Genomic DNA, 13,900 nt, shown 5'->3' on the forward strand with positions numbered 1-13,900 from the left:
TATCCAACCATGGCTGGATGATATGTGTCTAACGTAGCAAATACTCAATACAGATTTCTATGATACGAATTCTTGCCTTAGTGCTTCTGTCATTTATGGGATGTGAGAAAGATTCTACTACCCCTTGCGTGGAAGCCCCTTTTGAAGCCTATGAATGGCTTTCAGACATGAGGGATGACCTGAAGAAATCTGACACTCCAGCATCCATTATACAATACACCTACAAGAATGAGTGTGTCTACCTGGTCAACGGCTGTGGGGGGTGCCCTGATGCCATGTCAATGGTTTACAATTCGGATGGAAAGGAGATTTGTAAGTTTGGAGGAATTGTAGGATTTAATACTTGTCCCGACTTCAGTGAGCAGGCAACAAATGAAAAAGTACTATATGAGCAATAATGAATTAGGTTGGTAATTTTTTAGACTGAAAGGACCGGTGATTACTCCCGGTCTTTTTTATTTCAGACAATGTAACAATCTAATGGGTGCAGGTCAAGACTTCATGCTCAGCGACTTGACATCAGCATAGAATAGAGGTACCTCTTAAGAATTGAGCGGTTATTTTTTTGTGAAGGAGGCCTGATATAAATCAGATTTTTTCATGAAACCCCTCATAAAAACACGCTCAGGAGCCACGTAATCTTGCTGTTACAATTATGAGTGTAATCATTATCTTAATCGGATTCAGCCTAGTAGTAGCCTCTGGTTTTCTCTTCGCATTCATCTGGGCTACCCGCAACGGGCAGTTTGAGGATGACTACACTCCCTCAGTGAGAATTCTATTCGATGACGAACCTAAACAATCTCAGAATGTCAACAGAGACAATGACTAAGAAAGAGAGCCAGTCGCCAGCAGCTGATGGCGCTCTTGACACCTTTTACTACGACAACTCAATCGTCAGACTTTTCCTGATTGCCACTACCATTTTTGGAGTGGTGGGTATGTCAGTAGGCTTGTTAGCGGCTTGTCAGTTTTTCTGGCCAGACCTCAACTTCGGAATTCAGTTCACCACATTTGGGCGGATAAGACCACTGCACACCAATGCAGTGATTTTTGCATTTGTGGGTAATGGTATTTTTGCCGGAGTTTATTATTCACTCCAGCGCCTGTGTAAGGCACGAATGTTTAGTGATCTACTAAGCAAAATCCACTTCTGGGGGTGGCAATTGATCATTCTTTCAGCAGCGATTACGTTACCATTGGGGTTGACTTCTGGTAAAGAGTATGCTGAGCTAGAGTGGCCTATTGACATTGCCATCGCTTTGATCTGGGTGGTTTTTGGTATCAACATGTTTGGGACTATTCTCAAAAGGAGAGAGCGACATTTGTATGTAGCTATCTGGTTTTTTATTGCCACTTTCGTGACGGTAGCCATGCTGCACATCGTGAACTCTTTCGAGTTGCCAATTTCATTTTTCAAAAGTTACTCATGGTACGCAGGTGTACAAGATGCGCTCGTACAGTGGTGGTACGGTCACAATGCTGTGGCATTCTTCCTCACCACTCCATACCTGGGGTTGATGTATTATTTCATCCCGAAAGCGGCCAACAGACCTGTATATTCATATCGACTATCGATTGTTCACTTCTGGGCATTGATCTTCATCTACATTTGGGCAGGACCTCACCACTTGTTGTATAATTCACTTCCAAACTGGGCTCAGTCCTTAGGAACTGTGTTTTCGGTCATGCTGATCGCTCCATCATGGGGTGGGATGCTCAACGGATTATTGACATTGAGAGGCGCTTGGGATCGAGTACGTGAAGATCCGATTCTAAAATTCATGGTGGTAGCAGTGACCTGTTATGGTATGTCCACCTTCGAAGGACCAATGTTGTCATTGAAAAACTTCAATGCCATAGCCCACTTTACTGACTGGATTGTGGCTCACGTACACGTGGGTGGCCTTGGCTGGAATGGGTTTCTAACATTTGCTATGTTGTATTACCTGATTCCACGGCTTTATGGTACACAATTATTTTCCAAAAAGCTCGCCAACTTCCATTTCTGGATTGGTACACTGGGAATCATCTTTTACGCATTACCAATGTATTGGGCTGGTTTCGTTCAAAGTTTGATGTGGAAGCAGTTTGCCCCAGAAGGAACCTTGGTTTACAGTAATTTCCTGGAAACAGTCACACAGATCCTGCCAATGTATCAACTAAGAGCATTTGGGGGTGCATTGTACCTGACAGGAGTATTGGTAATGGTTTATAACCTCATCAAAACAGCCGGTGCGGGAAGTTTCATCAAGGAAACCAAAGCAGAAGCCGCTCCTTTAGCCAAAGATTACAAACCAGCAGCATCAGAGCACTGGCACAGAAGAATATTCGAATGGAGACCAGTTAACCTATTGGTTTGGAGTTTAATAGCAGTGGCTATTGGAGGGGTGATTGAAATCGTTCCTACCTTCCTGGTGAAGTCCAATGTGCCGACTATTTCTAGTGTGGAACCTTACACTCCGCTGGAGCTCAACGGTCGAGATATCTATGTGCGAGAGGGTTGCTATACCTGTCACTCTCAGATGGTAAGGCCTTTCCGATCCGAAACTGAGCGATACGGTGAATATGCCAAAGCTGGGGAGTTTGTATACGATCACCCGTTCCAGTGGGGATCTAAGCGAACTGGTCCGGATCTATTGCGAGTGGGTGGTAAATATCCTCACAGCTGGCATTATTATCACATGCTTGATCCGACGAGTATGTCACCAGGATCGATCATGCCACCTTATCCATGGTTGTTTGAACAAAACTGGGATAAGGAAATGACCCCAGCAAAAATTGAGGCTATGCAGACTCTTGGTGTCCCTTATGCAGAAGATTATGCTGAACAAGCAGTGGCTGATGCCGAAGCGCAAGCTGCTCAGATTACAGCGGATCTTGAATCACAAGGTATCAAAGTAGTCCCTGAAAAAGAGATCGTAGCGCTGATTGCCTACCTGCAACGCCTCGGTACCGATATCAAAAAAGTGGACGCAGAAAACTAAGAAAGTCATGCTCAAATTCGTAAAACATCATATGGATACCATTGCGGGAATAGAAGTATTCCCGCTGATCTCCTTGGTTATATTCTTTGCTTTTTTCGTGGGATTGTTCATTTACATCGCTCGCGCTGATAAGAAGCAAATCAATGAAATCTCAAGAATTCCTTTAGACTCAAATGCTGACAATCATGAACTTACCTAAGATAATAACATCACTAATGGTACTGGCTTTGCCGGGATTAACCTTTGCTCAGGAAGGATCAGATGTAGGAGCTTTGTACGCCCAATATCAACTGGAAATTGTGGTGGGAGTGGCTGCAGTGGTGGCCACACTAGCTCTGGTAGCCCTGATAACGGCGCTTTATGCCATGAAGGCAATGGCCAGAGGAAGAGTGGCTGAGGAGGAGAGTTCGTTGATTTCTGTAAAACCGGGAGAAGAGGGTGTTGGATTCTGGAGACGTCTCTGGAACCGACTGAATGATTCAGTGCCGGTGGCACAAGAAGAGACCGTGCTAACAGATCACGCTTACGATGGCATTCGTGAGCTGGATAACCGACTACCTCCTTGGTGGCTTTGGGGATTTTACATCACAATCATCTTTGGAGTAGTATATCTGATCAACTATCACGTGCTGGATACTGGCAAGCTGCAAGAAGACGAATACCTAGCAGAAATGGAAAAAGCAGAAGCTGAAGTGCAGGCATATCTGGCCTCAATGGATAATCTGATTGATGAAAACTCGGTAACCTTCACAGGAGAGGAAGTAGATCTGCTGGCTGGCAAAGAACTGTTTATATCCAAGTGTGCTGCCTGCCATGGACAGAATGGAGAAGGTGGTGTTGGGCCGAACCTGACAGACAAGTATTGGCTGCACGGCGGTGATATCCAATCGATTTTCAAGACCGTGAAGTATGGTGTGCCATCTAAAGGTATGATCTCCTGGGAGTCACAACTGGTACCAAAAGAAATGCAGCAGGTTTCCAGTTACATCTACACACTGGAGGGCACAGACCCTGCTAATCAAAAAGAAGCTCAGGGAGAACTCTTTGAACGAGAGGAGGCATCTACAGAATCTGAGGAGTCAACAGAATCTGAGGAGTCAACAGAAGAAGATGGCCAGCTTATAGAGGCTGGCATGTAAACAACCTAAATAATGGAACCTACCATCACCGAAATTTATGATGAAAAAGAGGAGCAGTCATATCGTGATCATCTAGCAACTGTAGATGATACCGGAAAGCGGGTTTGGCTGTATCCCAAGAAACCAAGCGGTAGATTCACCAACTGGAGACAGTTGGTGAGTTACCTGCTTCTAGGTATTCTGCTTACAGGACCTTTCATCAAGATAGGTGGAGAGCCTTTGCTGCTCTTTGATATCGTGGATCGGCAGTTTGTCTTATTCGGGCAAGTATTTTGGCCTCAAGACTTTCATTTAGCAGTGATTGGGATGATTACTTCTGTAGTGTTTATCATCCTGTTTACTGTAGTATATGGTCGCATATTTTGTGGATGGATTTGTCCTCAGACCATTTTCATGGAGCACGTCTTTCGTCGAGTCGAATTCTGGATTGAAGGAGACTACATGAAACAGAAAAAACTGGATAAACAGGAATGGAACTCAGAGAAGATCTGGAAGAAATCTACTAAGCATACCATTTTCATACTGATCTCCGCGGTGATCATGCACACTTTTGTGGCCTATATCGTTGGTGTGGAAGATCTCTGGACTATGATTTCTAAAGGTCCAGCTGAAGAACCCTTTGCTTTTATTGCAATAGTGGTATTTACCGGATTGTTTTATGGGGTATTCAGCAAAATGCGTGAGCAAGTATGCACTACTATTTGCCCATACGGCCGTTTGCAGGGAGTGCTTCTGGACCGTCAGAGTATAGTGGTAGCTTATGATCATGTGCGTGGTGAAGAGCGTGGCAAGTTTCGCAAGGGTGAGGATCGAGAAGAAAAAGGACTTGGAGACTGCATAGACTGTCATCAATGTGTGTATGTATGTCCTACTGGTATAGATATCAGAAATGGTACACAGCTAGAGTGTGTCAACTGTACAGCTTGCATTGACGCATGTGATTCCATTATGGACAGGATTGGCAAACCTAGAGGGCTGGTTCGCTACGCTTCTGAGGAAAACATCGCCGATGGCAAAGCATGGAGGTTTACGGGTAGGATGAAGGGCTATACTGCGGTGTTGGTCGTGTTAGTCGGTGTGCTGGCTACCTTGCTGACTCTGCGGTCAGATGTGGAGACCACCATACTTAGAACTCCTGGAATGATGTATCAGGAGCGACCAGATGGTACCATCACCAATCTCTATCAACTAAAAATGGTGAACAAAACTACTGAGGACCTACCTATCGAGCTAAAGCTTGAAGAGAGTGAAGGCTCGTTGGAGATGGTAGGTGATAATCTGCTTTTGCAGAAACAAGGACTTGGAGAAGGGGCATTCTTCATAGTAATGGATCCGGACAATCTGGAGAAAATGAGTACTGATATTGAAATTGGAGTCTACTCTTCTGGAGAACTCATCGAAACAGTAAACACCAGGTTTTTAGGACCTGCAAAATAAGATATACCTCCGAGGCTCTGATCCGGGCTTTTAACTGCTGGTAGGTTCTCCCGGTAGCTTCGGAGGTTGCTTTGAAACTTTAAACAAATAGAAAACATGAAACTAAATTGGGGACATGGCATTGTGATCGCATTCGTGCTATTTTGCTCATTTGTGGTAACCATTGTGGTCAAGGCTTTTCAGGAAGACTTTGACCTGGTATCTGAAACCTACTATCAAGACGAGTTGGCCTATCAAGACCGAATAGATAGTAAAACAAACTTAAAGGAATCCGGGGAAAGGCTGGCTTTCAGCCAGAATGATTCACAGGTAGTGGTCACATTCCCAGAATCATTTCAGGCCGCTAGCGGGAAGGTGAAGTTTTACTACCCATCCAAAGCTCTATTTGATAAGGAATATGAGATCAGTCTGACTGGAAATCAGCAGAGCTTCGATAAATCTGAGCTGGCTAAAGGCCGGTACAAAATCCAGGTCACCTGGGATATTAGCAACCAGCAGTATTATCAGGAAAAAGAATTCTTTGTGAAGTGATCAGCGCATTTCTAATCGGACTGTTTGGGAGCTTACACTGTGTGGGTATGTGTGGACCGCTGATGCTTTCTTTCACACCAGGTAGGGGCCAGGGAGCTAGGGGTTCATTTGTGCTTTATCATCTGGGCAGAGTGTTGGTTTATGCCACACTCGGAATTCTGTTTGGGGCTTTGAGCAGCTCCATTGCCTTTTTCTCCTTCCAACGGTACTTTTCATTGATTCTGGGGTTGTTGGTGATTGCCATTTTTGCTTTCCCCAAAATTCGCAATCGATTTGAAGGCTGGTACTATCATTCCAGTCTCTACCAATCCATCAAAACACTTTTGACCAGGCAGTTCAGCAGGAAATCCCGATGGTTCTTTTCTGGAGCATTGAATGGTTTTCTGCCTTGTGGGCTGGTGTATCTGGCGGCTGCAGGTGCTATGATGTCTCATTCAGTGCTAGATGGGATGCTTTATATGCTTTTGTTTGGATTAGGTACTATACCGCTGCTGGCCGTGCTAAAATTTGGTGTAAGCACTTCTCAGCGGCTTACACGCTCTTTCAATAACCTGACGACACCCATTGCGCTAGTTGCTGGGTTGATCATGGTTTTACGTGGATTTTTGATAACAGAGCCAGACATCAATCAGTTGATTCAAGCTCAAATCATGAATGTGGTTTCGGCTTGCGGATTCTAATTTGTAATGTAGTCGAAATGTTGTTTATTGCTTTATGCAAAAACATCTCCTGCTCGTTTTCTTTTCTTTATTGGTTCTTATTTGCTATTCGCAACCTGGCACAGAGGTTTATTTAATGGATCTAACTGAGGTTTCTGGGTTGAATGTCAATAATCCCAGAAACATTTCTCAAAATCCTGGGTATGATAACCAACCATCGTTTACCAATGACGGGTACCTGCTTTACACTTCCTTTCGTGAAGGGAATATGGACATTGTCAAGTACAGTATGGAGACAGGAGAAAAAACCTACTGGACGTCCACCAAATCAGGTGAGTACTCACCCATCCAAATGCCATCTGGAGAATCCTTCAGCACCATCACTTTGGAAGAGAATGGTCGACAATTGCTCTGGGCATATAGTCTCAGTCAGCGAGGTGAGGGAGAAATACTCATTCCGTACCTGAAAATAGGCTATCATGTTTGGCGCAATGAAAATGAATTGTTTGCCTTTGTGCTAGGACCTCACCCTACGCTGCAATGGATAGATCTGGACCAAACTCGTGCTGAAGTGATTACCGATGATATAGGCAGATCGCTACACATTATTCCCGGGACGAGCAGTTTATCTTACATCAAGAAGCTGGAAGAATCCTGGATGGTGAGGCAGTACCTGCCTGAGCAAGACTCCACTATAGACCTCACTGTTGCTCAGCCAGAGTCAGAAGATATGTGCTGGTACGATGAGGATACTTTTCTGATGGGCAAGGGCTCAGCGCTCTACTCATGGAATAGAGAGGAGGGCTGGCAGATGATTTCGGATTTGAGCAAATGGAACCTGTCAGGAATCACGCGGATGGCTGTGAGTCCTGATCAAAAGTGGTTGGCAATAGTTGTGGATGAGCCTGCTGACTAATACTTACAGTAAGGCCGCTCCAAACACACCTGCACTATCACCTAGTTTCGGTTTAATGATTGGTGTGGTGAAAGTTGGGTTGAACACGTTCTGACGAACAGCTTCTATCCCTTTCGTATAGAGTACGTCCAGATTACTGACACCACCACCCAATACCACCACGTCCGGATCCAGTGTATTGATGACGTTAGAGAGACCAATACCAAAAAAGTGAATTAGGCGATCAATCGTTTGGGTAGCCACAGGATCTGAACCAGTCTGATAGTCAGCATAAATATCCTTAAGGGAGCGTTTGTTGCCAGTTTGGTCAAAATAATAGCGTTCCAGAGATGGTCCGGCAATGATTGTCTCTGTGCAACCAGTTTTACCACAATAACATGGCCCTCCGCTTTTGTCGAGCAGGGTATGTCCCCATTCACCAGCAATGCCATGTCTGCCATTCAGTGCCCGTCCGTTCACCACAATACCACCACCGCACCCGGTTCCCATTATTACACCAAAGACCACCTTGGCATCAGGATACTGCTCGGATACAGCACCCATATTGGCTTCTGCCAAAGCAAAACAGTTTGCATCATTGGCGATCTTAATTGGGATGCCAAGTGCTTTTTCCAGCTCTTTGTGAAATGGTTGATTGTTGATTGCCTGGGAATTGCTTCCCTTCAAAAGATCTGTTGACGGATCTACAGAACCTGGCGTTCCTATGCCTAGTTGTTTGGGCTTTTCACCGACTTCTTTGGAAAGAATATCAATCAGCTTCTCAATCTGCGAAATGATATGCATCATGCCTTTGGCAGCCTCTGTCGGGATTCTCTCCCTTACCAAAACCATATGATTTTCGTTCAGAACCACTCCTTCTATTTTAGTGCCGCCAAGATCAATTCCCCAATGCATGTTTTATGTTTTAATCAGTTTCAGATAGCCAATTTAGCCCAATTTTGTAAATAGTGAAATGGAATTGGGTAATCCTTAAGAAGTGCTCAAATGATTTGGAAAGACTGATTTCATGGAGGTTCACATTTACTTAACATGTGATTATTCCTGTTCATCGTATGAATCCTACCAATCAACGATTAATAGTGTGTGAATAGGAGAAACTTTTTCATCTTTGACTTGAGTTTTTTCATAGTGGAGTTCGCTTACCTTTCGGGATTAGGTTAGGTTCAAAACATTGAAAGGTAAGCTGAAGCGTTCCCAGGAGTGGGAACGCTTTTTTTGTGCCCAATTCACTTCATGAAATTACCGGTTGATGTGATTCATTTTTGTAGATTATAGAAGACTTGGGTAATTTCCTTCATCACTTGAAACAGCCTAATGGATTCCACTCCCAAGCAATCAATCTTTTCCAGACCAGGTACCATCAGCTTCATCACAGCTCTGATACTAGGGTTAATCGGTGCAAACACCACTTATCTGAGCTATCAGGTTTCTGAAGAGTCGCGCCAGGTGGAACTCAATAATTACGTCAACATACTGGAGTCTAATCTTGAACAATTTTTGAGTAAAAGCACTTCCGCAGCACTAATGCTGGCATTTACCATTGACGATCATGGTAAACCTGTGGGGTTTGATTCGGTGTCCAATCAGCTTCTGAGCAGCAATCAATTTGATGTACTAGAGCTATTACCCGATGGAGTTATTCAGTATGTATACCCCGTAGCGGGTAATGAGTCAGTCATAGGCTACAATATTCTGGCTGATAGTACCAGGAGTAAAGAAGCGCTCAGAGCTATGGAGCTGAAGCAGATGTATTTTGCAGGCCCTATTACATTGCGCCAGGGAGGTGAAGCGATTCTTGGTAGGTTGCCTGTCTATATTCACAACCAGTTTTGGGGCTTTGCGGCAGTGATCACAAAAAAGGATAAATTCTTGCGCGCTTTGGGTGCTGATAAGCTACAGAACAAAGATCTGATGGTGCAGCTATCCAAGATCAACCCCAATACTGGTGAAGAAGAGTTCTTCATGGATCATTTGGATGATTTTCCTAATGATCAATCGATGATGAGTGTGATGCAAGAAGGAGACTGGAATATTTATGTTGGATTTCGCAACAGGTATGCTAGTTTGTACTCCGTCATACCTCTGGGGGTTTTGTCCATGTTGTTGGCCATAATTGGAGGTTTCTTTGTATTGGAAATTCTCAAAAAACCAACTGAGTTACGTAAGCAGCTAGACGAACACAATAAAGATTTACAGATAAGTGAGCGCAAATACCGTTTGTTTTTTGAGAATGCAGCTATTGGAGTAGCGCAGATTGATTCCCAAACAGGCCAGTTCATGAGTGTGAATCAACGACTATGTGAAATTTTGGGCTATACAAAGGACGAGTTGGAAAGAATGAAGTTCTCTGAAATCACACATCAGGATGATCTGGAGATGTCTAGAGAAACGCGTGTTCAGATTCTCAAGGGAGAAGTCCGTGAGTTCAAAATGGAAAAGCGCTATCTCTCAAAAAGAGGCACACCAGTGAATGTGAGTGTGAGCGTGACATCTCTTTGGAAGAAGGGTGAACAGCCGACTTCCGTTCTGGTCCTGGTGGAAGATGTTTCCTCCCAAAAGGACCTGGAACAGCGCGTTTTGGAAAGCTCAATCCAGGCGCAGGAGATTGAGAAGAATAAGATTGCTTCTGAAATTCATGATGGTATCGTGCAAGAGATGGTGGCTTGTAGCATTCACGCAGAAAGTCTGGAGGAAGTCCTCCAAGATCCGGAGCAGTTGCAAGACAGAATCAATGCCCTGGTCACTTTGATTAAAAAGATAACCAATGACACCAGATCTGTTTCTCATAATCTCTTAAGTGCTGATGTGAGTAATATGTCCTTGGTAGAGCTACTCACACGTCTGGAAACCCAACTCAAAAACCTTTCTTCTATTGACATCAGAATGGAAGTGCATCTTGTGCAGGAAGAGGATCTGTCTCATGACCTCAAAACCAATATCTATCGTGTGGTGCAAGAATTAACTACTAACATTATCAAGCATTCCAATGCCACTTTTGCCTCGATTACGGTAGAGGAAATCGGCGATGAGATTTTTGTGACGGTACGAGACAATGGTCAAGGAATGCAAGAAAAATCGACGATCGGTATTGGCACCTACACCATTCGAAACCGGATCAACAAAATTGGGGGGACGATTCAGTATCATCACCCCAATTCTGGTGGGTTGGAGGTAAGTTTCAGTGTGCCGATCAGTTGATTACTCGTCTTTTAATATTTCGGCGGGGTTGACCAGAGATGCTTTGATCGTCTGGAATCCCACACTTGCCACGGTGATTAGCAGTACGAGCACCGTAGGAATAATGACCATCAGCACGGAGATGCTGGTTCTATAGACGAATTCATCCAGCCATCCTGATATTAGATAAAATGCGATAGGAATAGCAATGATACTGGCTATACCAATCAGGAGAACAAATCGATTACCAATGGTGGTAGCAATGTTCAGCGCGGAAGCTCCTAGAACCTTTCGGATACCAATTTCCTTGCTCTTTGTCTCTATGATGAATCCAACCATACCAATAAGTCCCAAACAACCAATTAGAATGGCGATTCCGGTAAAGACTTTGATCATGGTACTTAAGCGCATTTCAGCTTGATATTGATCCATGAATCGATCATCCAGAAATTCATAGTCTATCGGGTTTTCAGGATCGAAGGTGTTCCAGGTCTCTTCCATAAAGGCCAAAGTTTCTGATACCTCTTCACTGCGTATCTGCAAACTCATCACGCGCATTCGATCGCCTTTTAACATGAGCATTGGGGTCAACGTAGAGTGCAACGATTCGAAATGAAAGTCTCTGGTTACACCCAGTATTCTTCCTGCTTTGAGTGTTTGATCATTGTACGCACCATAGGATAGCTTCTTCCCAATGATTTCCTGAGGGTCGTTGAAACCAAGTGCACGAGCTCCAGTTTCATTGATTAGGTAATAACCCACCGAGTCTTCCAGCATATCCTGATCAGAAGTGAAATTGGAGCCTGCTATCAGGTCAATTTCAAAAGTCTCCAGAAAATCTTCATCCACCCAGATGAAAGGTAGCCTGAAATTTAGTGTGGTGGTGCTATCTCCATAATTAAACCCGGCTCCCCAGCTATCCGCCAACCTTCCAGTTGGGATGCGAGAGGCGAATGTGAGCTTTTCGATATTAGGGTGGTTGAGCATTTCGTTTTTCAAGGCATCGAGCCTGTTGATGTTGCGGGTGAGGCTTACATTAACTATTTGATCCTTTTTGTATCCAGGGTCTGTGTTTTGAATGAAGTGCAGCTGCCCTTCTATTACGGTAAGAGAAAATATCAAAGCAATGGTCACTGCGTACTGGAAGGTAACCAGCCAGTTACGAAAGTTCCATTTGTTGCTGTTGATTGCCGCTTCACCTTTCAGTGCTCTGGTGAGCTCTATACGCGACAGGAATATTGATGGGTAGGAGCCTGAAAATATCGCCACCAAAACCAATAGAATTACGAGTGAGCCCACTATGTCTAGTTCGCTCAGAAGGTTTAGTTCAATGGATTTCTCCATAAAATCATTCAAATAGGGCAGGGCTAGTTCAGTAAAAAGTATCGCAAATGGTAGCGCTATGAGGTTGACTAAAAAGGCCTCAGTTAGGAATTGCTTCACCAGTGTGGATTTCATGGCTCCCAGTACTTTTCTTACCCCTACTTCTTTCATTCGTCTGGAGAAGTGTGAGGTAGCCAGGTTCATGTAATTGATGCATGCTACCACCAGCAGCAGGATCCCAACGATCCCGAAAATATAGACCTGATCGATGCTACCGTTTGTCTCTATTTCCCCTTCCAGGTGAGACTCCAGGTGAATGCTCTGGAGCGGTTGGAGTTCAAAATCATAAAAGTCTTTTGCATCTGCTCCGCCGGAGGTTTTTCCGACGTATTTATCAAAGAATTCGTCCTTTCGAGATTCGATACTTTCAGGATCAGTTCCTTCTTGAAGCAGCAGATAAGTGAGCCAGTTATAGTTGCCGGTCACATTATTCATAGCACTCTCACCAAACACCTGTTCAATGAATCTGATGGGAGCCAGGTATTCGAAGTGAAAATGCTGATGCTCTGGCATGTCTTTCATCACTCCAGACACGGTGAAAGGCGCTTTCATTCCATCCCTTTCTATGGACACCCTTCTACCAATAATGTCACTTTGTCCCCAGTCATTTCCAAATAATTTTATGGCGGCCGATTCAGAGATCACTAGTGATTGATCTGTACTAAAGGCAGTCCCTGGATCTCCCTGAATAAACGGAAACGTGAAAATGTCAAATACGTCTGGGTCGGTAAATACCACCTGTTCACTCGGGAATTTCTTGCCCTCTACCACCACATCAGGGAAGGCCCATGGCATAAAGCGAACGGCCTTTTTTACTTCCGAATAGTCGGCTTTCAAGCGTTCTGCATGTCCTGCTGATGCAAAGGCCCAATGTCGACTGAGAAGACCATCAGAATTGAGGTTTTTGATGGTGAGTCGATAAATCTGGTCGGCCTTTTCATGATGAGTGTCGTATTTCAGTTCGTCTTTAATGAACAAAGCAATTAATACAAACGCGGCAATACCAGTAGATAGGCCCAATACATTGATGAAGGTACCCAGTTTGTACCTCCAAAGATTTCTAAGCCCGATTTTAAAGTAGTTTTTGAACATGTTTATTTCCTTTTGAGTTGAGTCGATTGGTCGGAATCTCCGAATGATTCCCGTTCTAAAAAGTTTAAGGATCTGCCACCAGTACCAGAGCTTATGTGAAGCTTTTGGTGCATCGTCCAGCCGGTCATAGAATTCCTCTTCCAGATCTCCCTGGATGTCTTCCAGGTATTGTGGTTTACAAAATCCTTTCAGTACCCGGTTGGCAAGTTTTGGTGGGTGATTTATTGCCATGCAAACTTGAGTACTACATCTGGAATCGCATCCCAAAGCTGATTTCGGGTCTCTTTGGTATAGGCAAGTGCCTGCTTGCCAAGATCAGTAATCTCAAAGTAACGCTTGCGCTTACCACCTCGACGTGCCGTGGTTTCGCCAAATTCTGATCTCAGATAGTCTTTCTCTTCCATCCTTCTAAGTGCACTTTGCAAAGCACCCACACTCACACTTCGCTTGAGCCGTTCTTCAATTTCTTTCTTCACGGATACACCGTAAGCATCTCCATGTAGTATAGCCACAGTGAGGAGTACAATTTCTTCAAATTCGCCAAGTTGGAAGTCTTTCATTCTTTAATATTCCTAATTG

Annotated in this window: 13 protein-coding genes; 10 read left to right on the forward strand and 3 right to left on the reverse strand. The window is 44.2% G+C overall.

From position 1 onward, the window contains the following. Positions 1 to 59 precede the first annotated feature (59 nt). The 9 genes from ACO067_RS20390 to ACO067_RS20430 all read left to right on the forward strand — a co-directional run bounded on the left by ACO067_RS20390 (position 60) and on the right by ACO067_RS20430 (position 7,669). Positions 60 to 398, forward strand: a complete 339-nt coding sequence (locus tag ACO067_RS20390; protein WP_421877640.1) for a DUF6970 domain-containing protein — start codon at positions 60 to 62, stop codon at positions 396 to 398. A gap of 257 nt (positions 399 to 655) precedes the next feature. Beyond that, positions 656 to 832: a cbb3-type cytochrome oxidase assembly protein CcoS gene (gene ccoS, locus ACO067_RS20395; protein WP_421877642.1), complete on the forward strand. Its 177-nt coding sequence runs from the start codon at positions 656 to 658 to the stop codon at positions 830 to 832. Next, positions 810 to 2,987: a cytochrome-c oxidase, cbb3-type subunit I gene (gene ccoN, locus ACO067_RS20400; protein ID WP_421877644.1), complete on the forward strand. Its 2,178-nt coding sequence runs from the start codon at positions 810 to 812 to the stop codon at positions 2,985 to 2,987. Before ccoS ends, ccoN begins: the two co-directional genes overlap by 23 nt. Before the next feature lie 7 nt (positions 2,988 to 2,994). Further along, positions 2,995 to 3,186, forward strand: coding sequence for a CcoQ/FixQ family Cbb3-type cytochrome c oxidase assembly chaperone (locus ACO067_RS20405; protein WP_421877646.1), 192 nt, complete (start codon positions 2,995 to 2,997; stop codon positions 3,184 to 3,186). Further along, positions 3,173 to 4,126, forward strand: a complete 954-nt coding sequence (locus ACO067_RS20410; protein ID WP_421877648.1) for a cbb3-type cytochrome c oxidase N-terminal domain-containing protein — start codon at positions 3,173 to 3,175, stop codon at positions 4,124 to 4,126. Before ACO067_RS20405 ends, ACO067_RS20410 begins: the two co-directional genes overlap by 14 nt. A gap of 12 nt (positions 4,127 to 4,138) precedes the next feature. Further along, a complete protein-coding gene (gene ccoG, locus ACO067_RS20415) occupies positions 4,139 to 5,563 on the forward strand; it encodes a cytochrome c oxidase accessory protein CcoG (protein WP_421877650.1) in 1,425 nt (474 codons plus the stop codon). A 96-nt stretch (positions 5,564 to 5,659) separates the two neighbouring features. Further along, on the forward strand, positions 5,660 to 6,094 hold the full coding sequence (locus ACO067_RS20420) for a FixH family protein (protein WP_421877652.1): 435 nt from the start codon (positions 5,660 to 5,662) through the stop codon (positions 6,092 to 6,094). Further along, positions 6,091 to 6,774: a sulfite exporter TauE/SafE family protein gene (locus ACO067_RS20425; RefSeq protein WP_421877654.1), complete on the forward strand. Its 684-nt coding sequence runs from the start codon at positions 6,091 to 6,093 to the stop codon at positions 6,772 to 6,774. Before ACO067_RS20420 ends, ACO067_RS20425 begins: the two co-directional genes overlap by 4 nt. A gap of 115 nt (positions 6,775 to 6,889) precedes the next feature. Then, entirely contained in the window at positions 6,890 to 7,669 is a 780-nt protein-coding gene (locus ACO067_RS20430; RefSeq protein ID WP_421877656.1) for a TolB family protein, read from the forward strand. Positions 7,670 to 7,672: 3 nt separating this feature from the next. On the opposite strand, the gene ACO067_RS20435 is transcribed toward ACO067_RS20430, so the two are convergent. Further along, a complete protein-coding gene (locus ACO067_RS20435) occupies positions 7,673 to 8,563 on the reverse strand; it encodes an ROK family protein (RefSeq protein WP_421877658.1) in 891 nt (296 codons plus the stop codon). A 420-nt stretch (positions 8,564 to 8,983) separates the two neighbouring features. On the opposite strand from ACO067_RS20435, the gene ACO067_RS20440 reads away from it, so the two are divergent. Beyond that, positions 8,984 to 10,867 (forward strand): PAS domain S-box protein, encoded by a 1,884-nt coding sequence (locus ACO067_RS20440; protein WP_421877660.1) that lies wholly within the window; start codon positions 8,984 to 8,986, stop codon positions 10,865 to 10,867. On the opposite strand, the gene ACO067_RS20445 is transcribed toward ACO067_RS20440, so the two are convergent. Beyond that, the gene (locus tag ACO067_RS20445; RefSeq protein ID WP_421877662.1) at positions 10,868 to 13,552 is read right to left on the reverse strand and encodes an ABC transporter permease; all 2,685 of its coding nucleotides are present in this window, start codon (positions 13,550 to 13,552) and stop codon (positions 10,868 to 10,870) included. Then, a complete protein-coding gene (locus ACO067_RS20450) occupies positions 13,543 to 13,881 on the reverse strand; it encodes a PadR family transcriptional regulator (protein ID WP_421877664.1) in 339 nt (112 codons plus the stop codon). The genes ACO067_RS20445 and ACO067_RS20450 overlap by 10 nt, the downstream gene beginning before the upstream one ends. Between the last annotated feature and the right edge of the window lie 19 nt (positions 13,882 to 13,900).

The organism is Marinoscillum sp. (assembly GCF_965229915.1).
In the GTDB taxonomy this organism is placed as follows: Bacteria; Bacteroidota; Bacteroidia; order Cytophagales; family Cyclobacteriaceae; genus Marinoscillum.